A 24,507-nucleotide genomic window follows, 5' to 3' on the forward strand; every position below is an offset into this window, starting at 1 on the left:
TTCAAACCTACCCGGTCACCATGGGGTCAGTTCGAAAATCCAACTGACAGAGGAGCAGGTCATGACCGCAGCCGTCATCGTCGACGCCGTCCGCACCCCGCTGGCCAAGGGCAAGCCAGGAGGCGCGTACGCCGACGTCCACCCCGTCGACCTCCACGCGATCGCGCTGCGGGCGATCGTCGAGCGCACCGGCATCGACCCGGCGAGCATCGACGACGTCATCAGCGGCGCCGTCGGACAGGTCGGTGAGCAGTCCGGCAACACCGCCCGGTGGGCGCTGCTCGCCGCCGGCTACCCCGAGAGCGTCCCCGGCGTGACCGTGGACCGCCAGTGCGGCAGCAGCCAGCAGGCCCTGCACTTCGCGGCGCAGGGCGTCATCGCCGGCGCGTACGACGTCGCGGTCGCCTCCGGCGTCGAGTCGATGAGCCGGATCCCGATCGGCTCGCAGTTCCAGGGCAAGGACTTCGCCGGCCCCCAGGTCGGCGCCCGGTACGGCGGTGGGCTGGTGCCCCAGGGCATCAGCGCCGAGCTGATCGCGCAGAAGTGGGATCTGTCGCGGGCGCAGCTCGACGAGTACTCCGCGATGTCCCACGAGCGGGCCGCCCGCGCCTGGAAGGACGGGCTGCTCGACGGCCAGGTCGCCTACGTCAACGACCTGCGCACCGACGAGACCGTGCGCCCGGGAACCTCGCTGGAGCCCCTCGCCGGCCTGCGGCCCGCGTTCCGCAGCGACGAGTGGGCGGCGGCGTACCCGACGATCGACTGGCGGGTGACGGCGGGCAACAGCTCCCCGGTCAACGACGGCTCGGCCGCGGTGCTCGTCACGAGCGAGGAGGCGGCCGCACGCCTGGGGCTGAGGCCGCGCGCCCGGGTGCACTCGTTCGCCGTCGTCGGGGACGACCCGATCCTGATGCTGACCGGCATCATCCCGGCGACCAGGAAGGTGCTCGACCGGGCCGGCCTCGCGCTGGACGACATCGACGCGTTCGAGGTGAACGAGGCGTTCGCCTCGGTCGTCCTCGCCTGGCAGGCCGAGACCGGCGCCGACCTCGACAAGGTGAACGTCAACGGCGGCGCCCTCGCCATCGGTCACCCGCTGGGCGCGTCCGGCGCCCGGCTGGCGACCAGCCTGCTCGACGTCCTCGAGCAGCGCGGTGGCCGGTACGGCCTGCAGGTCATGTGCGAGGCCGGCGGCCTCGCCAACGCCACGATCATCGAGAGGATCTGAGATGCCGACCATCGACGGCGCCGTCGTCCTCGTCACCGGGGCCAACGGCGGCCTCGGCACGCACTTCGTCCACCAGGCGCTCGAGCGCGGCGCCGCGAAGGTGTACGCCGCCGCCCGGAGCCCGCGGGACTGGGACGACGACCGGATCGTGCCGCTCGTCCTCGACGTCACCTCCGCCGGCTCGATCGCGGCCGCCGCCGAGACGGCGGCCGACGTCACGGTGCTGGTCAACAACGCGGGTGCCGCCAACGGCGCCAGCGTGCTCGGGGACCTGGCCGCCGCACGCGAGCTGTTCGAGACGAACTTCTGGGGCGCGCTCGCGGTCACCAGCGCCTTCGAGCCGGCGCTGCGGGCCTCGGGCGGCACCGTGCTCAACGTGCTCTCGGTGCTGAGCTGGCTCGGGGTGGGTGATGCCTACAGCGCGAGCAAGGCCGCGCTCTGGCAGGCCACCAACACCCAGCGCCTCGCCCTCGCCCCGGCCGGCGTCCACGTCGCCGGGCTGCATCTCGGCTACGCCGACACCCCCATGACCAAGGGGGTGGACGCGCCGAAGCTCGATCCCGCGGACGTCGTGCGCTCGGCGTACGACGGCGTGGAGACGGGCGCCTACGAGATCCTCGCCGACGACCTCAGCGCCCGGGTGAAGGCGGGCCTGGCCGGCCCCGTCGAGGCGCTGTACCCCCAGCTGGGGTGACCGGTCAGGGCGCCTGCTCCGGGGTCGGCGCCAGCCGGTAGGTGTAGCTCACCACGGTCTCGCTGCCGGGCCCGTCCGGCCGCACCGTCCTGCCGCCCTGCAGCGGAGCGGTGAGGTCGGCCGGGTCCCACTCCTCGTAGGCCACGCGGTCGGCGGCCCGGGTGCTCAGCTGGTAGTCGGAGTCGCCCCAGGGGCAGGAGATCCGGCCCGGCTCGCGCAGGACGACACCACCCCACTCGAAGGTGTACTTGTGGCTCACCTCGTCGAGCGCGAGGGTGACGCCGAGGTCGCCGTCGGCGAACTCTCCGGAGCCGGCGATCCGGCACTCGCCGTTCTGCGCGGTCCCGGTCCAGCTGCCGGTGACGCCGGTCGGCGCGGTGAAGAACCAGCTGACGCCGTCCTGGCGCAGGTACTGCTCCACGTCGACGCTCACCACCCACGACACCTCGCTGGTGTAGTTGGTGCCGTTGGAGTAGTTCGACGTGCCCTCGAGGGCGAGCGTCCAGCGTGACGGCAGCGCCTCGCTGTGGCAGGAGATCTTGACCTCCACGTCGGCCGCGCAGACGTCCGGGTCGTCCGGCGAGTTCTCCGGCCCGCCGGGCGCGCCGCCGTGACAGGTGTCCGTCCCCGGGCCGCCCTGACACTCGTCGACGCCGTCGTCGCCGTCGAGCCGGTCGTCGCCGCCGCCACCGAGCAGCCGGTCACTGCCCGGCCCGCCGTGCACGCGGACATCGTCGCCGCTCCCCAGCACGATCAGGTCGTTGCCCGGGCCGCCGTCCGCCCGGCCCGGGACGTCCGCGCCGAACAGCTGGTCGTCGCCGTCCTCGCCGAGCAGCGCGACCCCGCCGGCCTTCGCGGTGAGTACGTCGTGACCCGCACCGCCGTAGACGGTCGCTCCCGCCGACTCCGTGACCACCCGGTCGTCGCCCAGGTCGCCCCGGACCACCACCCCGGGCGCGGTGCCGGTGCGCATCTCGTCGTTGCCGGCTCCGCCGGAGACCTTGTCCCCGCGGCCGTTGGCCGTGATGTCGTCATTGCCGCCGTTGCCGTACAGGCGGGCCCTGCCCGACGTACCCGACCTGATCGTGTCGGCTCCGCCGCCGCCGCAGATCAGGTCGGCGCCGCCGCGGCCGAGGATCCGGTCGTTGCCGCCCAGGCCGACGATCACGTCCCGGCCGCGGGTCCCGCGGATCACGTCGGCGCGCGGCGTCCCCACGATCGTCGCGCGGACGCCGCCGCAGGAGGGCCGGGCCGCGGCGGCGGCCCCGGCGCCCCCGGTGGAGAGGGGGACGACGGTCGCCGCGACGATCGCGGCGAGGGTCAGGCTGATTCGGGCATGCATGGTCGTTCCTCGGCTCCTCGGTGGGTCTCACGTTGCGGATCCAGTCTCGGAGCGGGCGCCGGCCGGCCACCATCCCGCGTGCGGGGGTGACCGGGTCTCCCAGCTCGGTGGGGGATCCGGGCGGCTAGCCTCACCGCATGGGCATCCAGGCGGCGTACACCCAGGTCGACGAGCCCACCCTCGACCGCCTCGTCACGCTCCCGCCCGACGAGCTCGCCGACGCCCTCGAGGCGCTGGAGACCGCGGACGCGCCGACGGTGTACCTCGACAAGCTGTGGGACGGCCTGCACTTCCTGCTGACCGGCAGGTCGGCGAGCACGCCGATCGACGGCGATCCGCTGAGCGAGGCGGTGGTGGGGGTGCACGTCTTCGAGGGCGAGGACTACGTCGGCTGCACGGAGTACGACGAGCTGCCCGGCATCATCGCGGCGTTGGAGGCGGTCGACCTGCGGGCCGTGCTCGCGACAACGCGGTTCGAGGCGTTCGCGGCGGCCGAGGTGTACCCGGCGATCTGGACCGAGGACCCCGAGCGGCTCGGTGCCGAGCTGGCGGAGGCGTTCGGGCTGCTGCTCGGCGTCCATCGGGCGGCGCGGGCCGCGCGCAGCCATCTCGTCGTCAGCATCCTGTGACCGCCTAGGCTCTCGTTCGTGAGGGGCGCGCGCAGCACGGGTGGAGTCTCGTACTGGTGGGCCGGCCTCGGCCTGCCGGAGCCGCGCGACCCGCTGCCGGGGGACGTCGAGGCCGACGTGGTCGTCGTCGGCGCGGGCTACACCGGGCTGTGGACGGCGTACTACCTCGCCGAGCTCCGCCCCGACCTGGACGTACGCGTCGTCGAGCAGCGCTTCGCCGGCTACGGCGCGTCCGGACGCAACGGCGGGTGGCTATCGGCGTCGGTGACCGGCGGGCTGGACGGCTACGCGCGCACCCATCCGCGGGCCGACGTGGCCCGCTTCCAGCTGGCGATGAACGACGCGGTCGACGAGGTGATCCGGGTGGCGCGGCGTCATGCCATCGACGCCGAGGTACGCCGGGGCGGCACCCTGCTGGTCGCGCGCAACGCCGCGCAGGCGACCCGGGCGCGCCAGGCCGCGCGGACCGCCGAGCGGTGGCCCGAGACGGGTGCCCGGCTGCTGACCGCGGCCGAGGCGGACGCCCGGATCCGGGTGGCGGGCACGCAGGCCGCGATCTGGGAGCCGCACTGCGCGCGGATCAACCCGGCCCGTCTCGCCGACGGCCTGGCGCGGGTGGTGCGGGAGCGGGGCGTGCGGATCCACGAGGGCACGACCGTCCACGCGATCGCCGCCGGTCGGGTGGAGACCGACCGGGGCACGGTGCGGGCGCGGCACGTCATCCGGGCGACCGAGGGCTTCACGGCCGCGCTGGCGGGGGAGCGGCGCACCTGGGTGCCGATGAACTCCTCGATGATCGTCACCGACCCGCTGCCCGCCCCGGCCTGGGCGGAGATCGGGTGGACGCACCACGACACCCTCGAGGACTTCGCCCACGTCTACTCCTACGCGCAGCGCACCCCCGACGGCCGGATCGCGATCGGCGGACGCGGCAACCCCTACCGCTTCGGATCGCGGACCGACCTCGACGGTGACATCCCGGACCGCACCGTGCAGCACCTGCGCGCCGTGCTGTGCTCCTGGTTCCCCCAGGTCGCGGACGTCGGCATCGCCCACGCCTGGAGCGGCGTCCTCGGCGTCCCACGCAACTGGCGCGCCACGGTCGGGTACGACGCCGCGAGCGGGCTGGGCTGGGCCGGCGGGTACGTCGGCACCGGGGTCACCGCCACCAACCTGGCCGGTCGCACCCTCGCCGACCTGGTCGCGGGGGAGCCGACCGAGCGCACCACCCTGCCGTGGGTCGACCAGCGGGCCCGGTCGTGGGAGCCGGAGCCGCTGCGCTGGCTGGGCATCCACGGGCTGTACCGCGCCTACGGGCTGGCCGACCGGATCGAGGCCCGGGGCGCCCGGCGTACGTCGTGGGTCGCGACGCTCGCCGACCGGATCAGCGGGCGGTAGGCCGCGAGCACGGCGATCTCGGGAATCGGCGCACCGGCGGGCGCGCCTGCCCCTAGGGTTGCGGCGTGCCCACCCCCCGCGCCCTCGCGTCCCTCTCTCTCGCCGCCGTCGCCATGACCACCGTCGGAGCGGCGAGCAGTGCCAGCGCTGCCACGTCGGACCGCCGGGTGATCAGTGCCTGCTTCCGCGTCGAGACCGGCAAGATCAGGATCGTCCGCACGATCGCCGAGTGCCGACCGGGCGAGAGCCACATCCGCTGGGTGCGCGGCGCGAAGGGCAAGGGCGCGGCCGGGCCGGCGGGACCGGCCGGCGTCGCAGGGACTCAGGGCGCGCCGGGCGCTCAGGGTCCGCAGGGACCCCAGGGCGTGCCCGGGGCTGACGGTGCGACCGGTGCGACCGGTGCGACCGGCGGCATCGGACCGGCGGGTCCGGCCGGACCCACCGGCGCGACGGGTGCGACGGGTGCCGCCGGCCTGCCGGGCACCGACGGCGCGGTGGGCGCGACCGGCGCCCCGGGGAGCATCGGGCCCGCGGGCCCCACCGGACCCACCGGTGCGACGGGTGCGACGGGTGCCGCCGGCCTGCCGGGCACCGACGGTGCGGTGGGCGCGACCGGAGCCACCGGGCCGGCCGGCGCACCGGGGGCCACCGGCGCGACCGGACCCACCGGAGCCACCGGATTCACGGGCGCCACCGGACCGACCGGCGCCACGGGCGCCACGGGCGCCACCGGCCCCGCGGGCTCGATCAGTGGGATCAGCTATGTCGCGCAGACCTACACCGCCCAGACCCCGACGTCGTGGCTGACGCTCACCGCCAACTGCGGCCCCGGGAAGTCGGCGATCGGCGGCGGCTACTACTCGGACAATCCCCAGGAGACCTTCAACGCCGACTCCTACCCGGCGGCCGACCCCGCCGGGACTCCCGCGGCCAACGGGGCGACGACGGCGCAGTACTGGGCGGTCCGGATCTACTTCACAGTGCCGAACAACACGCGCGTGTACGCCATCTGCGCGCCGACCAGCTGAGCCGGGGCCTGGTTGTGTGACGTCGGCCATCTCCCCTGGACCTCGAGCCGAGTTGAGGTTCTAGCCTGCCCTCGTGACCGCATCGCTCTCCGACCAGCTCAAGGCGGGCTTCCGCCGCCACGCCGCCGGCGTCGCCCTCGTGGTGGGTGAGACCGACACGGGGCCGGTGGGCGCCACGGTGTCGAGCGTCGCCTCCGTCAGCGCCGACCCGCCGCTGCTCTCGTTCTCGCTCGCCCGCACCAGCACGGTGGGGCCGCGGCTGGTCGGGAGCGGCGAGCTGTCGGTGTTCCTGCTCGCCGCCACCCAGGCCGACCTCGCCGCGGCGTACGCCGACCGGGAGGCCGAGCGCTTCACGGCGCGACAGGGCTGGGTCCGGGAGGGCGGGGAGCTGGTGCTGCCCGATGCCGTGGCGACCTTCCGGGGGCGTCCGAGCCACGTGATCCCGGCGGGCGGCTCCTGGCTGGTGCTGCTCGAGGTCGACCGGGTGGCGCTCGGGCCGGCCGCCGCGCCGCTCGTCCACCACGACCGCGCGTACTGGGTGCCGACCGCGCTGCGCTCAGCCGTCGCCTGAGCGGCGGGGGTGGCGCGGGTCCGGCCCGGGCTCCGGGTCCATCCGCTCCGGGTCGTGCGCGACCTCCTCGTTGCGCCGGCGGTCGGCGACGAAGGCCCAGAGCAGGCCGAGCACGATGAACGCGGCGACGGCCACGGCGAGGATGAGCCAGGCGGGTGACATGTCCATGGGCGGGCGGTACCCCGGTTCTCGTGGAGCAGTCACGACACGCGTCCGGAAGTCTTGACTCGTTCAAGAAAAGTGGCATGCTGGTCCCATGCCGGCGCCCGACTTCCAGCAGCAGCTGCGGGACGTCGAGCTCCGGGTCACCCGACCCCGGCTCGCCGTCCTCCAGGCGGTGCATGCCCACCCGCATGCCGACACGGAGTCCATCATCTCCGCGGCGCGCGCGCTGCTGCCGGAGGTCTCCCACCAGGCGGTCTACGACTCGCTGCACACGCTGACCCATGCCGGGCTGGTGCGCAGCATCAAGCCCGCCGGGTCCGTCGCCCGCTACGAGACCCGCACCGGCGACAACCACCACCACGTCGTGTGCCGCTCCTGCGGCGAGATCGCCGACGTGGACTGCGCGGTCGGCCACGTGCCGTGCCTGACCGCGTCCGACTCCCACGGGTTCGTCATCGACGAAGCCGAGGTCATCTATTGGGGCCTGTGCCCCGAATGCTCATCCCGTCCCCAGTAGGTCCCGGAAGGAACCCGATGCCCGACAACACCCAGCACACCGAGCCCCTCGTGACGGAGGAGCCCCAAGACGCGGAGCAGGCCGGCGGCAAGTGCCCGGTCATGCACGGCCTGATCCCGCCGACCCAGGGATCGGCCAACCAGCAGTGGTGGCCGAACCGGCTCAACCTGAAGATCCTTGCCAAGAACCCGGCCGTCGCCGACCCCTTCGGAGGCGAGTTCGACTACAAGGCCGCCTTCCTGGCGCTCGACCTCGAGGCCGTGAAGGCCGACATCAAGGCGACGCTGACCGACTCCAAGGACTTCTGGCCGGCCGACTTCGGCCACTACGGCCCGCTCTTCGTACGGATGGCCTGGCACGCCGCCGGCACCTACCGCGCGCAGGACGGTCGCGGGGGCGCCGGCCACGGCCAGCAGCGCTTCGCGCCGACCAACTCCTGGCCCGACAACGGCAACCTCGACAAGGCGCGCCGGCTGCTGTGGCCGGTCAAGAAGAAGTACGGCAAGTCCATCTCCTGGGGAGACCTGCTGATCCTCGCCGGCAACGTCGCGCAGGAAGACATGGGCCTGCCGATCTTCGGCTTCGCCGGAGGCCGTCCCGACGTCTGGGAGGCCGACGACGACGTCTACTGGGGCCCGGAGACCGAGTGGCTCGACGACGAGCGCTACACCGGTGAGCGCGACCTCGAGGACCCGCTCGCCGCGGTCCAGATGGGTCTCATCTACGTCAACCCGGAGGGCCCCAACGGCAACCCCGACCCGTTGGCGTCGGCCGTCGACATCAAGGACACCTTCAACCGGATGGGGATGACCAACGAGGAGACCGTCGCGCTCATCGCCGGTGGTCACACCTTCGGCAAGACCCACGGCAACGGGCCGGCCGAGGCCGTCGGTCCCGAGCCGGAGGCCGCGCCGATCGAGGACCAGGGCCTCGGGTGGATCTCGTCCCACGCCTCGGGCAAGGGCATCGACGCCATCACCTCGGGCCTGGAGGTCACCTGGACCTACCACCCCACCCGCTGGGACAACGAGTTCTTCCACATCCTCTTCTCCTACGAGTGGGAGCTCTTCGAGTCGCCGGCCGGCGCGAAGCAGTGGCGACCGAAGGACAACGGCGGCGCCGACCTGGTGCCCGAGTCGTTCGGCGACGGGAAGCGTGAGCCGCGGATGCTGACCTCCGACCTCGCGCTGCGCGAGGACCCGGAGTTCCGTGAGATCTCGCTGCGGTTCAAGGAGGACCAGGCCGCGTTCACCGACGCCTACGCCCGTGCCTGGTTCAAGCTGACCCACCGTGACATGGGGCCGAAGTCCCGCTACCTCGGCCCCGACGTGCCTGCCGAGGACTTCATCTGGCAGGACCCGATCCCCGCCGGCACGCCGCTGTCGGCCGACCAGGTCGGTGCGCTCAAGGCCGCGATCGCGGACTCCGGGCTCACCGTGTCGCAGCTCGTCTCGACGGCGTGGGCCTCCGCGTCGACGTACCGCAGCTCCGACAAGCGCGGCGGCGCCAACGGTGCCCGGATCGCCCTGGAGCCGCAGAGGTCGTGGGCCGTCAACCGTCCGGCCGAGCTGGCCACGGTGCTCGCGAAGCTGCAGGAGATCGCCACCGCGCAGGGCGCCTCGCTCGCCGACACCATCGTGATCGCCGGGTCCGTGGGCGTCGAGGAGGCTGCCCGGGCGGCCGGCGTCGACATCACGGTCACGACCACCACGGGGCGCGGCGACGCGACCCAGGAGCAGACCGACATCGAGCTGACCAACTACCTGGAGCCGAAGGCCGACGGCTTCCGGAACTACCTGGCCAAGTCCAGCAAGTTCCCGGCGGAGTTCGCCCTCATCGACCGGGCCAACCTGCTCGGTGTCAGCGCGCCGGAGCTCACCGTCCTCATCGGCGGCCTCCGTGTCCTCGGCACCAACTGGGACGGCTCCGACCTCGGCGTCCTCACCGACCGCGTGGGCGAGCTGACGAACGACTTCTTCGTCAACCTGCTCGAGCTCGGTACGACGTGGACCGCTGTCGACGAGTCGGAGGAGGTCTTCCGCGGTACGACCGAGGACGGCCGGACCTGGACCGGCACCCGCAACGACCTGGTGTTCGGCTCCAACTCCGAGCTCCGGGCGCTGGCCGAGGTCTACGCCAGCGACGACGCGACGGAGAAGTTCGTCCATGACTTCGTGGCCGCCTGGACCAAGGTAATGGACGCGGACCGCTGGGACCTGCGCTGAGCGCCTGACCCATCGACGCATCGAGCGGAGGCCGCCCCGACCGGGCGGCCTCCGTGCCTTTTCCCGGACCGCCCGGCAGGATGGGGTCATGACCGACGCTCCGGACAACACCGGCATCGACTACGTCCACGTCCCCGAGAGGCACCGCTACGAGATCCGCGACGGCGAGACCCTCGTGGGCTTCACGCAGTACCGGCTGCCCGACGAGAGCCACGTCGACTTCGTCCACACCGAGGTCGACGACGCGTACGGCGGCCGCGGGCTCGCCGGCGAGCTGGTGGCCGCGGCGCTGGCCGACGTCCGCGAGCAGGGCAAGCGGATCATCGCGCACTGCCCCTACGTCGCCCGGTGGATCACCAAGCACCCGGAGTACGACGACATCACCGACCCGGCTGCATGAGCGCGACCGAGCGGCGCCGCGACGTCTATCTCGACAAGTCCCACCCCACGTCGTACCAGGCCGCGGCGGCGCTCGCCCTCGAGGTCGGCGCCGCGGCCGAGGCGGCCGGCCTGGACCGGCGGATCGTCGAGCTGGTCAACGTCCGCGTCTCGCAGATCAACGGCTGTGCCTACTGTCTCGACCTGCACCGGCGCCGGGCCGTCGAGGCGGGGGAGTCCGAGCGCCGGCTGATCGTGCTCGACGCCTGGGCGGAGACCGCGCTGTTCAGCGAGCAGGAGCGTGCGGCGCTGCAGCTGGCCGAGTCGATCACCCGGCTGCCGGAGCCCGACGAGCGACGGTACGCCGAGGACGAGGCCCGCGCGGTGCTGGGCGACGAGGCCTACGGCGCGCTCGCGTGGGTCGCGATCACGATGAACGCCTTCAACCGGATCTCGATCACCAGCCACCACCCGGTTCGGTAGTCGTTCACCTCGCGCACCCCTCGCGGCCAACTGCTGCTGGTGATCGGTTGACGCGGGCTCCCTAGCCTCCGGGCGGTCGCGCCGATCGGCGGCGCGGAGGAAAGGGACATCCCGAGCATGCGATCTCGCATCAAGACCACCGCCCTGGCCGCGGTGCTGCTGGCCGGCACCGTGGGTGTCGGGGCGGGCCTGGGCGACCAGGCCACCGCTGCCGACCCGGCCCCGGGCAAGGCCAAGAACGTCATCTACCTGCTGGGCGACGGCATGGGCCGCACCCACGTGACCGCGGGCCGCCAGCGCTTCTACGGCGCCGACGGCAAGCTCAACATGGAGACCATGCCGGTGGTCGGCCAGGTGTCGACGTACGCCGTGGAGAAGAACTCGGGCCAGCCCGGTGCGGCCGACTTCCACCCCAACCTGGTCACCGACTCCGCGTCGGCCGCCACCGCGTGGTCGTCGGGCATCAAGACCTACAACGCCGCGCTCGGCGTCGACGCCAAGGGCAACCTGGCCCCGACCGTCATGGAGCAGGCACACGCCGCCGGGCTCGCCACCGGCAACGTGTCGACCGCCGAGATCACCGACGCCACCCCGGCCGGCCAGATGTCGCACGCGCTGCTGCGCGGCTGCCAGGGGCCGGCGTACTCGGCCGCGGCGTGCCAGGACACCACGATCACCGGCACCGAGCTGCCGACCAGCGACGTCCGGGTCACCCCGATCGCCGACCAGATCGCCCGCAACCAGGTGGCCGACGTCATCCTCGGCGGCGGCAACGGCCGCTTCGACCAGGCCGACGAGGACGCGCTGAAGGCCAACGGGTACACCGTCCTCGGCTCACCCGGCACCCAGACGGTCGCCACCAAGTCCGACCTCGCGGCGGCGTCCGGGCAGAAGGTCTTCGGCCTGTTCAACAAGGGCAACCTGACCGTCGAGAAGTACAAGCAGGACAACGCCGGCTCGGCGCAGGCCCAGGAGCCGACCGTCGCCGCGATGACCACCAAGGCGATCAGCCTGCTCAAGGCCAAGAGCGACGCCACCGGCGGCAAGGGCTTCTACCTGCAGGTCGAGGGCGCCCTCATCGACAAGCGCTCGCACGCCAACGACGCCGCGCAGACGCTCGAGGAGATCAAGGCGTTCGACGACGCGGTCAAGGTCGCGCTCGACTTCGCCAAGGCCGACGGCAACACCCTGGTGATCGTCACCGCCGACCACGAGTGCGCCGGCTTCAACATCATCGAGCACGGCAGCTTCACCAACGCCGAGGCCGACCACGCGCCGGTCAACGTCGACTCGGGCAACACCGCCAACAACTCGACCCCCTCGCGGCCGAGCAACCAGGCCAAGGACGCCGGCCGCACCGAGTTCGCCCCGGCCACCTTCCGCACCAAGGACGACCCGGTCGGCGTGACCGACGGATCGCCGCAGGCCAGCCTCTGGCTGAGCTACCTGTCGGGCAACCACACCGGCGCCGACGTCCCGATCTTCGCCTACGGCCCCGGCTCGTCCGCGATCAGCGCCGAGATCGACAACACCGACCTGTTCGGCATCGTCCGCAGCGCGCTCAACCTCGACGGCTCGGCCGTCCCGGCCAAGGCCGCGTCGAGCACCGCGATCAAGGCGCCGAAGACGGTCAAGGCGGGAAAGAAGGTGGCCGTCCGGGTCACCGTCACCCCCGCCGCCGCGACCGGATCGGTCAAGATCCTCGACAAGGGCAAGGTGGTCAAGACCGTCGCCGTGTCCGGCGCGAGCGTCAAGGTGAAGCTCAAGCTCAAGAAGGGCAAGCACAAGCTGCAGGCGCAGTACGCCGGCAGCACGTCCTACAACCCGTCGACGTCGCCGACGGTGAAGGTCCACGTGCGCTGACCATGAAGCTCCGCACCACTGCCGTCTCGGTCGCCGCCGCGCTCGCCCTCGCGGGCTGCGGCGGCGCCGGGAACGGCGGCGGCTCCGCCGCCTCCGACCCCTCGTCCGAACCGTCGACAGCCCCGAGCCCGGTGATGGTCACCTCCTTCCCGGACCTCCCGGCCCCCACCGGCGAGCCGGACCTGCCGGGCATCACCTCGGCCGCCCCGGCGACGAGCGGCACCGTGGGTCACATCCCCGGGCCGTTCGACGACCGCTTCCGGCTCGGCGAGCTGAGCTTCGACGGCCACCAGGTCACCGGCTCGCTCGACATCACCAGCGACGTCTCGGACCTGCTGGAGCTGCAGGTGCTGGCCGGCTTCTACGACGCGTCCGGTGCGCTCATCGGGCGGGCCCGGTTCACCCACCACCTCGACGAGGAGACCCACCACGAGGACGGTCCGCCCTCGGAGTACGAGGCGTTCCGGATCGTCGTACCGAAGCGACTGCGGGGCCAGGCGGTCTCGGCGGCGGTCGGCGTACCTGTGCTGGTCAACGAGTAGCGCGACCCGGCAGAAACTGGCTGTTAGATCCCGCCGACCCGGCAGAAAGTGGCTCGGCATGGAGCCAGTTTCTGCCGGGTCAGCGCAATTCCAGCGCCAGTTTCTGCCGGGTCAGCGCAAATCCCGGGCCAGTTTCTGCCGGGTCGCGCACAACAAGAGTCAGGTGATGGTCATCCCGCCGTCGACGGCGAGGGTCTGGCCGGTGACATAGCCGGCGGCGTCGGAGGCCAGGTAGACGACGGTGGCGGCCAGCTCGCGGGGGTCGCCCTTGCGGCCGGCGGGGATCCGGGCCTGCTGGGAGTCGAGGTAGCCGGGCGGGTAGCTGTCGGTCATCTCGGAGGTGAAGAAGCCCGGGGCGATCGCGTTGACCCGGATTCCCTTGCGCCCGGTCCACTGCTGGGCCAGGTCGCGGGTCAGCCCGATGACGCCGGCCTTCGACGCGGCGTAGGCGGCCTGGGGAAGGCCGGCGGTGGTGATGCCGAGCACCGAGGAGATGTTGATGATGCTCGAGCCCGGCTGCATCACGCGCCCGCACGCCTGGGCCATCCAGTAGCTGCCGTTGAGGTTGATGTCGATGACCTGGGTGAACTGCTCGGGCGTCTCCCGGGTGGCGGGTACGGCGGTCCCGACGCCGGCGTTGTTGACCAGGATGTCCACGTGGCCCAGCTCGGTCATCGCCGCGTCGACGAGGGCCTGGCAGGACGCCGGGTCGGCGACGTCGGTCTGCACCGACACGGCCCGGCGGCCGGCGGCCTCCACGAGCGCGGCGGTGTCGGCGAGGCGCTCGACGCGCCGGGCGCCGAGGACGACGTCGGCGCCGGCCTCGGCGAGAGCCCGGGCGAAGTCGACGCCGAGCCCGGAGCTGGCGCCGGTGACGACGGCGACCTTGCCGTCGAGGCGGAAGAGATCAGTGACGGTCATGGGGGCACGGTAGTGGCCGGGCCACGTCCGCCCCGCCGACGGGGCGCGCGCGACGACCAACTAAGGTCTACCTAACTTCTCGTCGACCCGAAGGAGAGCCCGGTGGAGCCGGTGATCGAGCGACCGCTGGCCGCGCTGTGGCAGCGCTACCGCCGCTACCGCGGCCGGTTCGTGCTCGCGGTCGCGATGTCGACGCTGAACAAGCTCGCCGACGTGGTCCCCGAGCTGCTCATCGGCGCGGCCGTCGACGTCGTCGTCCGCGGCTCCGACTCGTTCGTCGCCGGCCTGGTCGGCGCCGAGTCGCGCCATGCCCAGCTGGCGTGGCTGGCCGTCATCAACATCGTCGTCTGGGTGGTCGAGTCGGCCTCGGAGTACGCCGCCGCCGTGCTCTGGCGCGGCCTGGCCCAGGCCATCGAGCACGACCTGCGGGTCGAGGCCTACGACCACGCGCAGCACCTGCACCTCGGCTGGCACGAGTCGCGGACCACCGGGGCGACCCTCGCCACCCTCAACGACGACGTCAACCAGCTCGAGCGGATGCTCGACATCGGCCTGCCCGCGATCCTGCAGACCGCGCTCAACGTGCTGCTCGTCGGGATCGTGTTCGCCCTCGCCTCCTGGCAGCTCCTGCTCTACGCCTTCCTGCCCATCCCCGTCATCGTGCTCGGCTCGCTGGTCTTCCAGCGTCGCCTCGAGCCGCTGTACGACGACGTGCGCGAGAAGGTCGGCGACCTGTCCGGCGCCCTGAGCGCCAACCTGGCCGGCATCGCCACCATCAAGTCCTTCACCGCCGAGGACCGGGAGCGGGACCGGATCGAGCAGGTCTCCGGCGCCTACCGCGACACCAACCTGCGCGCCATCCGCTCCTCGGCCGCGTTCGTCCCCCTGGTGCGGATGGCGATCCTCGCCGGCTTCACCTGCACCCTGCTGCTCGGCGGCTGGGCCACCCTCGACGGCGACCTGGAGCTGGGCCTCTACTCCGTCCTGGTCTTCATGACCCAGCGGCTGCTCTGGCCGATGACCGACGTTGCCGAGGTGCTCGACCTCTACCAGCGCGGTCGCGCGTCGACCGCCCGGATCCTCGCGCTGCTCGCCGAGCCGGTCACGGTGCCCGCCGGCGCGCGGCGCCTGGCGAAGCCGGTCCGTGGCCGGGTCGAGCTGCGCTCCGTCCGCGCCGGGTACGCCGACGGCCCGGACGTGCTGCACGACCTGGACCTCGTCGTGCCGGCGGGGGAGACGCACGCGATCGTCGGCCCCACCGGCGCCGGCAAGTCCTCGCTGCTGCGGCTGGTGCTGCGCTTCGACGACCCGCGTTCCGGCGCCGTCCTGCTCGACGGCAGCGACGTCCGCGAGCTCGACTGGGACTCGCTGCGCGGGTCGGTGGGCTACGTCGCCCAGGACGTCTACCTGTTCTCCGGCACGATCGCGGACAACATCGCCTACGGCCGGCCCGACGCGACCCGCGCCCAGGTGGTCGCCGCGGCGGAGGCCGCCGCCGTGGCGTCGTACGTCGAGGGGCTGGCCGACGGCTACGACACCTGGGTCGGCGAGCGCGGCGTGACCCTCTCCGGCGGGCAGCGGCAGCGGATCGCGCTGGCGCGGGCGCTGCTGCGCGAGCCGGCACTGCTGGTCCTCGACGAGGCGACCAGCGCGGTCGACAACGAGACCGAGGCGGCGATCCAGCGCTCGCTGCGCGTCGCGGGGGAGCGGTGCACCACGATCGTGGTCGCGCACCGCCTGTCGACGGTGCGTCATGCCCACCGGATCTGGGTCCTCGACGGCGGCCGGGTGGCCGAGGCGGGCACCCACGACGAGCTGGTCGCGCTCGACGGCGCCTATGCCGCGCTGTGGCGGGTCCAGACGGGCGAGGCCGAAGCCTGAGTCGGGGCCCCGGCCGACTATCCTTTGGCCGTGAGTGAAACGGTCGCATCCTCCGAGGTCCACTACGACGTCCATGCCGTCGAGGAGAAGTGGCTTCCGGTCTGGGAGCGGCTCGACCCGTTCCGCGCGGACGACGCCGTGGTGCTCGCCGGTGACAAGCCGAAGTTCTACGGGCTGACCATGTTCCCCTACCCCAGCGGCGACCTCCACATGGGTCACGCCGAGGTGATGGCCCTCCACGACGTGCTGTGCCGCTACAAGCGCTTCCGCGGCTTCGAGGTCCTCAACCCGATGGGCTGGGACTCCTTCGGCCTGCCCGCCGAGAACGCCGCGATCAAGAACGACGAGCACCCGGCGACCTACACCTACGCCAACATCGAGACGCAGTTCGGCTCGTTCAAGAAGTACGGCCTGAGCTTCGACTGGTCGCGGCGGCTGCACACCTCGGACCCCGAGTACTACAAGTGGACCCAGTGGCTCTTCCTCAAGCTGCGCGAGCAGGGCCTGGCCTACCGCAAGAACTCGCCGGTCAACTGGTGCCCCAACGACCAGACGGTGCTGGCCAACGAGCAGGTGCTGGCCGACGGCACCTGTGAGCGGTGCGGCGCCGAGGTCACCAAGAAGGAGCTGACGCAGTGGTACTTCAAGACCACGGCGTACGCGCAGGAGCTCTACGACTCCCTCGACGACCTGCAGGACACCTGGATCCCGAAGGTCGTCAACGCCCAGCGCAACTGGATCGGCCGCTCCGAGGGCGCCCACGTGTCCTTCGACGTCGAGGGACACGACCCGATCACGGTCTTCACGACCCGGCCCGACACCCTGGTCGGTGCGACCTTCATGGTGGTCGCCGCGGACGCCAGGCTGGCCCAGGAGCTGGTGGCGCCGGAGCGGGCGCGGGCGCTCGCCGACTACGTCGCCGACGTACGCAAGGCATCCGACATCGACCGGCTGGCCACCGACCGTCCCAAGACGGGGGTCGACCTGGGCGTCACGGCCACCAACCCGCTGACCGGCGAGCAGATCCCGGTCTGGGCGGCCGACTACGTCCTGGCCGACTACGGCACCGGCGCGATCATGGCGGTGCCCGCCCATGACGAGCGCGACCGTGAGTTCGCGGAGAAGTTCGGGCTGCCGATCGTCGCGGTCTACGACGACGAGCAGCCCTACGACAAGGCGGCCGAGGTCTCGAAGGCGATCGCCGCCATCGAGGCGAGCGGTCACGGCGAGGGCACGGTCAACTTCCGGCTGCGCGACTGGCTGCTCTCGCGCCAGCGCTACTGGGGCGCGCCGATCCCCATCATCCACTGCCCGGTCGACGGCGAGGTCGCCGTCCCCGAGGACCAGCTGCCGGTCGAGCTCCCGGAGCTGCGTGGTGCCGACCTGAAGCCGAAGGGCACCTCTCCGCTGGGCGCGGCGACCGAGTGGGTCAACGTCACCTGCCCGACGTGCGGTGGTCCCGCCACGCGCGACACCGACACCATGGACACCTTCGTGGACTCGTCGTGGTACTTCTTCCGCTACCTCTCGGCCCACGACAGCACACAGGCGTTCGACCCCGCGCTGGCCAAGGCCTGGGGGCCGGTGGACTTCTACCTCGGCGGCTCCGAGCACGCCGTGCTCCACCTGCTCTACGCACGCTTCTTCACCAAGGCGCTGCGCGACATGGGCCTGATCGACTGGGACGAGCCGTTCTCGGCGTACCTGTCCCAGGGCACGGTCATCAACAACGGCCACAAGATGAGCAAGTCCCTCGGCAACGGCGTCGCGCTGGGCGCCCAGCTCGACGAGTACGGCGTCGACGCGGTCCGGCTGACGCTGGTGTTCGCCAGCCCGCCGGAGGACAACATCGACTGGGCGGACGTCTCGCCCGCCGGGTCGGCGAAGTTCCTGCAGCGCGCCTGGCGGCTCTCCGGTGATGTCACCTCGGCGCCGGGCACCGACCCGAGCACCGGAGACCTGGCGCTGCGCAAGGTGACCCACAAGACCGTCGAGGAGGCCGCGCACCTGCTCGACTCCTACCGGTTCAACGTGGTCGTCGCGCGCACCATGGAGCTGGTCAACGCCACCCGCAAGGCCATCGACGCGGGCTGCGGCCCGGCCGACCCGGCGGTGCGCGAGGCCGCGGAGGCGGTGGCGATCCTGCTGTCCCTGGTGGCGCCGTACACCGCCGAGGAGATGTGGGCCCGGCTCGGTCACGAGCCGTCGGTCGCCCAGGCCGCCTGGCCGAGCGTCGACCCGGCGCTGCTGGTCGAGGACGCGGTGACCGCGGTCGTGCAGATCCAGGGCAAGGTCCGCGGCCGGCTGGAGGTCGCGCCCGACATCAGCGAGGCCGACCTCGAGGCCGCCGCGCTCGCCGACCCCGCGGTGGTGAAGGCGATCGACGGACGCGCGGTGCGCAAGGTGATCGTGCGCGCGCCGAAGCTCGTCAACATCGTCGTCTGAGCCGGCCGTCCGCCGAGCCTCCGACCTCGGGGTGCGCTGGCTAGTCTCTCGGCGAGAGGAGGGCAGATGGCAGCCGAGGTGGACTCCCGGCGACGCCGGATCATCGACGCCACGCTCGACGTGATCCGCGACCACGGACTCGCGGGCGCCCGCACCCTCGAGATCGCGCGGCGTGCCGGAGTGAGCACCGGCTTGGTTCTCTACCACTTCGGCACCCTCGACGGTCTGGTCGCCGCGGCGATGGAGGAGTCGGAGGACCGCTACTACCGCAGCCTCGAGGACGGCTCGACCGACCGCCCGGCTCCGGAGCGGCTGTGCCTGCTCGTCGAGCGCTCCGGCGCGCCCGACACTGGCATCGGTGCCTGGATCCTGTGGATGGAGTTCTGGGTGCGAGCGCTCCGTGACCCGGCCACGGCCGCGCTGTGCGCCGCCCTGGAGGCGCGGTGGCGTGCGCTGCTGCGATCGGTGATCGACCAGGGGATCAGCGAGGGCTGCTTCACCACGGTGGCGCCGGCGGACGCCGTGGTGCGGCTGTCGGCGCTGCTCGACGGTCTCTCGGTCGCGGCGACGTTCGGCGACCGCGAGGTCCCGGTGGCCTCGATCCCGCGCCTGTGGCTGGAGGCGGCGGCCCGCGAGCTGGGCTGCGATCCGGTCCTGCTCGGCCTGAGCCGATAGCCTCTGCGGCATGTCGATCGTCGTGGTCACCGACTCCACCTCGACCGTCCCGGCCGAGGTCGCGGAGGCCAGCGGGGTCCACGTCGTCCCTCTGCAGGTGGTCATCGACGACGACGTCTTCGACGAGGGCGCCGAGGAGGTCACCCCGGAGCGGCTCGCGGTCGCGCTCAAGGAGAAGCGCGCGGTGAGTACCTCCCGGGCCTCGCCGGCGGTGTTCGCCGACCTCTACGAGCGGCTCGCCGCGGAGGGCGCGACCGAGATCGTGTCCGTCCACCTCTCCGCCGAGGTCAGCGGCACCTTCGAGTCGGCCCTGGTCGCCTCGCGGGAGGCGCCGGTGCCGGTGACCTGCGTCGACACCCGGCAGGTCGGCGTCGCGACGGGCTACGCCGTCGAGTCGGCCCTGGACGTGATCGCCGCCGGCGGCACGGCTGCCGAGGCCGCGGAGGCCGCCCGGCTGCGCGCCGCGGGCGCCACCTCGCTGTTCTACGTCCACACCCTCGAGTACCTGCGCCGCGGGGGTCGGGTCGGTGCGGCCGCCGCGGTCTTCGGCGGGGCGCTCGCGGTCAAGCCGCTGCTCGGCATCGTCGACGGCGTGATCTCGCCCCAGGAGAAGGTCCGCACCGCCGCCAAGGCGATCGCCCGCCTCGAGGCGCTGGCGGTGGAGGCCGCGGGGGACGTGCCGGTCGAGGTGTGCGTCGCCCACCTGGCCGCCGAGGAGCGCGCCGCGGCGATGGCCGCGCGGCTCGCGGAGGCCCTCGGCGAGCAGCTCGTCCCGGCGCGCTCGGGCGAGGTCGTGCGGTGCGTCGAGCTCGGCGGGGTGCTCGGCGCCCACGTCGGGCCGGGCATGCTGGCGATCTGCGTGGCGCCCACTCTCTGACCACTCCAGTCCCACTGGTCACCGCGGAGTCCCTCGGTCCTCCACAGCCCGGGTTCGGCCCACCACTTCTCCCCAGGCCGCCGCGACTCCGCCGCGCGCTGCCCGCACCCCGGCCTAGCGTGCCGCCATGTCCGTACGCCGCTCCACCGCCCGCTCCGAGCCGCCCGCCGACGCCGCGGCGCGGCGGTTGGCGCTGATCGCCGCCGATCTGGGAGTCGCGCCCGTCCCGGCCGGGTCGGCGCTCGCGGGCTCGGTCCCGGCGGTGCCCGCCGCGACCGGGTCGCCCGCGGCCGACCCGGTCGAGCCCTGGTGGGCCGACCACACCCGCATCGCCGACCCGGTGCGGTCCGCCCGGGCGGCGACGGGGGAGTCGCCCGGGCCGGTGCTGCCGGCGCTGCCGGTGCCGGCGCTGCCCGAGCCGGGGAGGCACGCCGCCCGCCGGCGACGCTCCCGGCCCACCCCGCGGCCCGCCCTCGCCCCGCTCGTCGACCGCCTTCCCACGCTCGGGCTGCCCCAGGTCGCGGTGGTCGCGCTGGTGGTCGCCGTCGGCCTGGCGGTCACCACCTGGTGGGTGATGCGCGAGCGCCCCGAGGCGCTGTCCGCCGTCGCGGCCGAGCCGACCGCGCCGCTGGTGGCGGCCACGCCCGCCGCGCCACCGGCGTCGGTTCCCTCCGGTGCGCCGGCCGGGGAGGCGTCCCCGACGAGCGGGGCGACGGTCACCATCGACGTGGCGGGCAAGGTGCGCCGGCCGGGGATCGTCGTCCTCGACGCGGGGGCGCGGGTCACCGACGCGCTCACGGCCGCCGGTGGCGCCCGCCGAGGCGTGGACCTGACGCCGCTCAACCTGGCCCGGGTCCTGGTCGACGGCGAGCAGATCGTGGTCGGCGGCCCCGCCCGGTCGGGGGCGACGCCTCCCGCGACCACCGGGCCCGACGCGGCCGCCGGTCCGCTGGTCAACCTCAACACCGCGGGTCAGGCCGAGCTCGAGTCGCTGCCCCAGGTCGGTCCGGTCACGGCTCAGTCGATCATCGCCTGGCGCGACGCCCACGGCGGCTTCACCAGCATCGACGAGCTGCTCGAGGTCGACGGGATCGGACCCAAGACGCTCGCCCAGATCACTCCGCACGCGACGGTGTGAGCGATGCCGGACGTGGTGACCCGCTCAGGTGGCGCCCAGGAGCGCCCGGTGGAGGACGGCGATCAGCTCGCCCCGCGTGATCATGCCGACCAGCCGTCCCTCCTCGTCGACCACCGGCACGTTCTTGTACCCCTCGGTGGTCATCACCGGGACCAGGTCGGCGACCGGGGTGTCGGCCGCGATCGTGGTGACGTCGGTCCGCATGATCGAGTCGACCGACTCCAGCTCCACCAGGTCACGGGTGAACAGGTCGATGATCGACACCACGCCGACGACGCGCCGCTCGTCGTCGACGACCGGCAGGGTCTTGACCCGGCGCCGCACGAGCAGGGTCCGCGCCCGATAGATCGACTCGAACGGGTGCACCACCGCGACGTCGGGGTTCATGATCCGCGACACCGGGATCGACCCCAGCCGCCGGTCCAGGGCGTGTGTCTCGGCGTCCCGCACGATCGACACGATGTCTCCCGGCAGTACGTCGAGCCGGTCGGCGAGCCGCTTCATCGCCTGCTCCACGTCCGGCGTCGTGATGCCCAGGGCCGCGGCGGCGGGCGAGGTCGCGGGGGCGGCGACCGGCCGGTGCGGGTACCTTCGCCCGCTCAGGTTGTTCACCGCGACCGCGATCACCAGCAGCGCCAGCGCGTTCACCGCGACCGGCGTCACGACGAACAACGCCCCCTGCTCGTGGATCGCCGGCGTCGCGGTGGCGGCCAGCAGCGCGCACGCTCCGCCGGGCGGATGCAGGCACCCCAACAGCATCATCGCCCCGATCGCCGACCCCACCCCGAGCGCCGCGGCGAGCAGCACGTCGTCGACGACCCAGTGCGCCCCCAGTCCGATCGCGGTCGAGACCAGGTTGCCGCCGAGCACGGGCCAGGGCTGTGCGAGCGGACTCGCCGGCACCGCGAACAGCAGCACCGCGCAGGCCCCCATCGGCGCCACGACGAACGGCAGCAGTTCGGGACCGCCCGGCACCACCCGCGCCGTGGCCCCGGCGACTGCGATGCCGAGCAGCGCCCCCAACGCACCTCGGGCCACCTCGCCCCCGCTGTAACGCGTCACCCGCCCGACCTTAGGGCGTGTCCCCCCACTCCGCTCCCATCTCCCCACTCACCCCCTGACCCCACGTGCCCTCCTCTCCTGACCTCCCGCCCCCAACCGACCTCCGGATGCCCGCCCTCGCCGTGGCCGCCTGGCTCGGCGGCATCGCCGCCCAGCACTCCACCCGCCTCAGCTACGCCGCCCTGATCGCCCTCACCGTCGTGGTCTGGGGCCTCGCCTCGCGGCTGCCGCCGGGCGGAGTCCGGCTGCTCCTCACCCTCCTCGTCGTCGCCGCGGCCGTGGTGACGGGGACCTCCCTGCGCCACGACGCGGTGCGGCGCTCGCCGCTCCACGACCTCGCCGCCGACCGCGCCACGGCCGCCCTGGTCGGCACGGTGGTCTCCGACCCGCGCGAGATCCGAGGCCGCGCCGGACCGCAGGTCGTGGTCCGGCTCCGGGTCCGGGAGGTGTCGGCCCGCGGCCGCCGGCTGCGTACGGGTGGTGCCGTCGTCGTCATCGGTACGCCGAGCTGGGCCGCGACCCGGCTCGGCCAGCGGGTCGCGGCCAGGGGACGGCTGGCGGCCGCCGACGATCCGGCGACGGCGGCGCTGCTCACCGATGCGCGCGCGCCGGTCCGGATCCGGGGGCCGGACCCCTGGTGGCGGGCGGCCGCGGCCGTGCGGGCCTCGATCCGGCGCGCGGTCGCCCACCGGCCGGCCGACCAGGCGGGCCTGGTGCCGGCCCTGGTCGACGGGGACGACGCGGCGCTGCCCGCCGCGCTCGAGCAGGACTTCCGCACCACCGGCCTGACCCACCTGACCGCGGTCAGCGGCACCAACCTGACCCTGGTGGTCGGCTCGCTGCTCCTGGTGGCCCGGGCGGTCGGCGTACGACGTCGCTGGCTGGTGGTCGTGGGCCTGGTCGGGATCGTGGGGTTCGTGCTGCTGGCCCGGACCGAGCCCAGTGTGCTCCGGGCGGCGGTGATGGGCACGGTCGGGCTGTTCGCGTTCGGCCCCGACGGTCGTCGGCGGGGCCTGCGCGCGCTCGGCGTCGCGGTGACCGGACTGATCCTGGTGCAGCCGGGGCTGGCCGTCGCGGCGGGGTTCGCGCTGTCGGTGCTGGCCACGGCGGGGATCGTGCTGCTCGGGCCGACCCTGACCGGAGCCTTGGCCCGGTGGCTGCCTCGGGCCGCGGCGGAGGCGATCGCGGTGCCGACCGCGGCCCAGCTGGCCTGCACCCCGGTCATCGCCGGGCTGTCGGGACAGGTCAGCCTGGTCGCGATCGGAGCCAACCTGTTGGCGGGCCCCGCGGTCGGCCCGGCGACCGTTCTCGGGTTGGCGGGCGGCCTGGTCGGACTGGTGTGGCCGTGGGCCGGGCGCCTGGGTGGGACGTTCGCGGGCTTGAGCGTCGGCTGGATCATCGCCGTCGCGCATCGGGCCGCGGCGCTCCCCGGTGCGGCGGTCGGGTGGGGGACCGGCGCGCTCGCCGTCGGGCTGCTCGTGGCGCTCTGCCTGGTGGTGGCGCTGGCGCTGCCGCGGCTGCTGCGCCACCGCACCACCGGCGTGCTGCTCGGCGTCCTGCTGCTGCTCGTCGTGCTGGGCGTGCCGGGCCGGCTCTGGTCGGCCAGGTCGGGACCGTGGCCGCCGCCCGGGTGGCTGATGGTGGCGTGCGACGTCGGTCAGGGCGACGCGCTGGTGCTCGCGGTCGGACCGAGGTCCGCGATCGTGGTGGACGCCGGACCCGACCCGCGAGCGGTCGACGGCTGCCTGGACCGGCTGGGCGTGACGCAGGTCCCGCTGGTCGTGCTCACCCACTTCCACGCCGACCACGTCGAGGGTCTCGACGGAGTCCTCGCGGGTCGCACGGTGGGCGCCATCGAGACCACGGCCGTGGCCGACCCGCCCGGTGGCGTCGACCTGGTCCGGCGGGCGGGCGCCGCCGAGGGGGTGCCGGTGTCGACGGCGGCGTTCGGCCTCGCCCGGCGCATCGGCGCGGCCACGGTCCAGGTCCTGCACCCCGACCCGCCGGGCTCGGACGGCGGGGCGCGCGCGGGGCCCGGCGACGGGAGCACGGCCAACGACGCCAGCGTGGTGCTGCTCGTGGAGGTCGCGGGACTGCGCCTGCTGCTGACCGGCGACCTGGAGCCGCCGGGCCAGGCCCAGGTCGCCGCCCTGGTGGGCGAGCTGGACATCGACGTCCTCAAGGTGCCCCACCACGGCAGCGCCCACCAGGACCTGGCCTGGCTGACCGGGTTGCGACCGGAGCTCGCGCTGGTGTCGGTGGGTGCCGACAACGACTACGGGCACCCGTCGCCCGAGGTGGTGCGCGCCCTGACGGCGGCGGGAGCACGGGTGCTGCGCACGGACCGCGACGGCGACATCGCGGTCGTGGTGGACGGATCGGGTGGGGCGCGGGCGCTCACCCGGCGGTGAGCGCCGACGTGCCCGGGTTCGTGTCGGGGGTGTG

The 24,507-nt window shown here is 73.4% G+C and carries 22 protein-coding genes; 18 read left to right on the forward strand and 4 right to left on the reverse strand.

All coding sequences use genetic code 11. From position 1 onward, the window contains the following. The first annotated feature begins 61 nt into the window (after positions 1 to 61). Both JOD66_RS23490 and JOD66_RS23495 read left to right on the forward strand, forming a co-directional pair. The gene (locus JOD66_RS23490; RefSeq protein ID WP_204839225.1) at positions 62 to 1,228 is read left to right on the forward strand and encodes a thiolase family protein; all 1,167 of its coding nucleotides are present in this window, start codon (positions 62 to 64) and stop codon (positions 1,226 to 1,228) included. A gap of 1 nt (position 1,229) precedes the next feature. After that, the gene (locus tag JOD66_RS23495) at positions 1,230 to 1,922 is read left to right on the forward strand and encodes an SDR family oxidoreductase (RefSeq protein ID WP_204839226.1); all 693 of its coding nucleotides are present in this window, start codon (positions 1,230 to 1,232) and stop codon (positions 1,920 to 1,922) included. 4 nt (positions 1,923 to 1,926) lie between these two features. Here the strand turns inward: JOD66_RS23495 and JOD66_RS29285 are convergent, their stop codons facing one another. Next, a complete protein-coding gene (locus JOD66_RS29285) occupies positions 1,927 to 3,264 on the reverse strand; it encodes a calcium-binding protein (RefSeq protein WP_204839227.1) in 1,338 nt (445 codons plus the stop codon). A gap of 137 nt (positions 3,265 to 3,401) precedes the next feature. Between JOD66_RS29285 and JOD66_RS23505 the strand changes: the two genes are divergently transcribed. From JOD66_RS23505 to JOD66_RS23520, 4 genes are all read left to right on the forward strand, one after another. Next, complete coding sequence (locus tag JOD66_RS23505; protein ID WP_204839228.1) at positions 3,402 to 3,893, forward strand: DUF1877 family protein; 492 nt, start codon at positions 3,402 to 3,404, stop codon at positions 3,891 to 3,893. A gap of 18 nt (positions 3,894 to 3,911) precedes the next feature. Then, a complete protein-coding gene (locus JOD66_RS23510; RefSeq protein ID WP_204839229.1) occupies positions 3,912 to 5,291 on the forward strand; it encodes an NAD(P)/FAD-dependent oxidoreductase in 1,380 nt (459 codons plus the stop codon). A gap of 65 nt (positions 5,292 to 5,356) precedes the next feature. Next, a complete protein-coding gene (locus JOD66_RS29290) occupies positions 5,357 to 6,319 on the forward strand; it encodes a collagen-like domain-containing protein (RefSeq protein WP_275579843.1) in 963 nt (320 codons plus the stop codon). Between the two features lie 73 nt (positions 6,320 to 6,392). Beyond that, positions 6,393 to 6,890, forward strand: coding sequence for a flavin reductase family protein (locus JOD66_RS23520; RefSeq protein ID WP_204839230.1), 498 nt, complete (start codon positions 6,393 to 6,395; stop codon positions 6,888 to 6,890). Here the strand turns inward: JOD66_RS23520 and JOD66_RS23525 are convergent. Further along, positions 6,876 to 7,058 carry a hypothetical protein gene (locus tag JOD66_RS23525; RefSeq protein ID WP_204839231.1) on the reverse strand — a complete coding sequence of 61 codons (183 nt, stop codon included), beginning with the start codon at positions 7,056 to 7,058 and terminating at the stop codon, positions 6,876 to 6,878. The genes JOD66_RS23520 and JOD66_RS23525 overlap by 15 nt on opposite strands. Before the next feature lie 88 nt (positions 7,059 to 7,146). On the opposite strand from JOD66_RS23525, the gene JOD66_RS23530 reads away from it, so the two are divergent. The 6 genes from JOD66_RS23530 (at position 7,147) to JOD66_RS23555 (ending at position 13,063) form a co-directional block, all read left to right on the forward strand. Beyond that, the gene (locus JOD66_RS23530) at positions 7,147 to 7,572 is read left to right on the forward strand and encodes a Fur family transcriptional regulator (RefSeq protein ID WP_204839232.1); all 426 of its coding nucleotides are present in this window, start codon (positions 7,147 to 7,149) and stop codon (positions 7,570 to 7,572) included. 17 nt (positions 7,573 to 7,589) lie between these two features. Beyond that, positions 7,590 to 9,797 (forward strand): catalase/peroxidase HPI, encoded by a 2,208-nt coding sequence (gene katG, locus JOD66_RS23535; RefSeq protein ID WP_204839233.1) that lies wholly within the window; start codon positions 7,590 to 7,592, stop codon positions 9,795 to 9,797. An 88-nt stretch (positions 9,798 to 9,885) separates the two neighbouring features. After that, on the forward strand, positions 9,886 to 10,197 hold the full coding sequence (locus JOD66_RS23540; RefSeq protein WP_204839234.1) for a GNAT family N-acetyltransferase: 312 nt from the start codon (positions 9,886 to 9,888) through the stop codon (positions 10,195 to 10,197). Further along, the gene (locus tag JOD66_RS23545; RefSeq protein WP_204839235.1) at positions 10,194 to 10,658 is read left to right on the forward strand and encodes a carboxymuconolactone decarboxylase family protein; all 465 of its coding nucleotides are present in this window, start codon (positions 10,194 to 10,196) and stop codon (positions 10,656 to 10,658) included. Before JOD66_RS23540 ends, JOD66_RS23545 begins: the two co-directional genes overlap by 4 nt. 117 nt (positions 10,659 to 10,775) lie before the next feature. Then, on the forward strand, positions 10,776 to 12,521 hold the full coding sequence (locus JOD66_RS23550; RefSeq protein WP_204839236.1) for an alkaline phosphatase: 1,746 nt from the start codon (positions 10,776 to 10,778) through the stop codon (positions 12,519 to 12,521). Positions 12,522 to 12,523: 2 nt separating this feature from the next. Beyond that, positions 12,524 to 13,063 carry a hypothetical protein gene (locus JOD66_RS23555; protein ID WP_204839237.1) on the forward strand — a complete coding sequence of 180 codons (540 nt, stop codon included), beginning with the start codon at positions 12,524 to 12,526 and terminating at the stop codon, positions 13,061 to 13,063. 159 nt (positions 13,064 to 13,222) lie between these two features. Here JOD66_RS23555 and JOD66_RS23560 read toward each other — a convergent pair whose 3' ends face one another. Then, entirely contained in the window at positions 13,223 to 13,984 is a 762-nt protein-coding gene (locus tag JOD66_RS23560) for an SDR family NAD(P)-dependent oxidoreductase (RefSeq protein ID WP_204839238.1), read from the reverse strand. Between the two features lie 102 nt (positions 13,985 to 14,086). On the opposite strand from JOD66_RS23560, the gene JOD66_RS23565 reads away from it, so the two are divergent. The 5 genes from JOD66_RS23565 (at position 14,087) to JOD66_RS28745 (ending at position 21,000) form a co-directional block, all read left to right on the forward strand. Then, positions 14,087 to 15,865 carry an ABC transporter ATP-binding protein gene (locus JOD66_RS23565; protein WP_307823684.1) on the forward strand — a complete coding sequence of 593 codons (1,779 nt, stop codon included), beginning with the start codon at positions 14,087 to 14,089 and terminating at the stop codon, positions 15,863 to 15,865. A gap of 30 nt (positions 15,866 to 15,895) precedes the next feature. Further along, positions 15,896 to 18,310 carry a leucine--tRNA ligase gene (gene leuS, locus JOD66_RS23570; protein WP_204839239.1) on the forward strand — a complete coding sequence of 805 codons (2,415 nt, stop codon included), beginning with the start codon at positions 15,896 to 15,898 and terminating at the stop codon, positions 18,308 to 18,310. 66 nt (positions 18,311 to 18,376) lie between these two features. Beyond that, complete coding sequence (locus JOD66_RS23575) at positions 18,377 to 18,985, forward strand: TetR/AcrR family transcriptional regulator (protein WP_204839240.1); 609 nt, start codon at positions 18,377 to 18,379, stop codon at positions 18,983 to 18,985. 10 nt (positions 18,986 to 18,995) lie between these two features. Further along, a complete protein-coding gene (locus JOD66_RS23580; protein ID WP_204839241.1) occupies positions 18,996 to 19,862 on the forward strand; it encodes a DegV family protein in 867 nt (288 codons plus the stop codon). Positions 19,863 to 19,989: 127 nt separating this feature from the next. Further along, entirely contained in the window at positions 19,990 to 21,000 is a 1,011-nt protein-coding gene (locus tag JOD66_RS28745) for a ComEA family DNA-binding protein (RefSeq protein WP_239545409.1), read from the forward strand. A 24-nt stretch (positions 21,001 to 21,024) separates the two neighbouring features. On the opposite strand, the gene JOD66_RS23590 is transcribed toward JOD66_RS28745, so the two are convergent. Next, complete coding sequence (locus JOD66_RS23590; protein ID WP_204839242.1) at positions 21,025 to 22,062, reverse strand: HPP family protein; 1,038 nt, start codon at positions 22,060 to 22,062, stop codon at positions 21,025 to 21,027. Positions 22,063 to 22,169: 107 nt separating this feature from the next. On the opposite strand from JOD66_RS23590, the gene JOD66_RS23595 reads away from it, so the two are divergent. After that, positions 22,170 to 24,473, forward strand: coding sequence for a ComEC/Rec2 family competence protein (locus JOD66_RS23595; protein ID WP_204839243.1), 2,304 nt, complete (start codon positions 22,170 to 22,172; stop codon positions 24,471 to 24,473). Positions 24,474 to 24,507 lie beyond the last annotated feature (34 nt).

This window comes from Nocardioides nitrophenolicus, assembly GCF_016907515.1.
GTDB lineage: Bacteria > Actinomycetota > Actinomycetes > Propionibacteriales > Nocardioidaceae > Nocardioides > Nocardioides nitrophenolicus.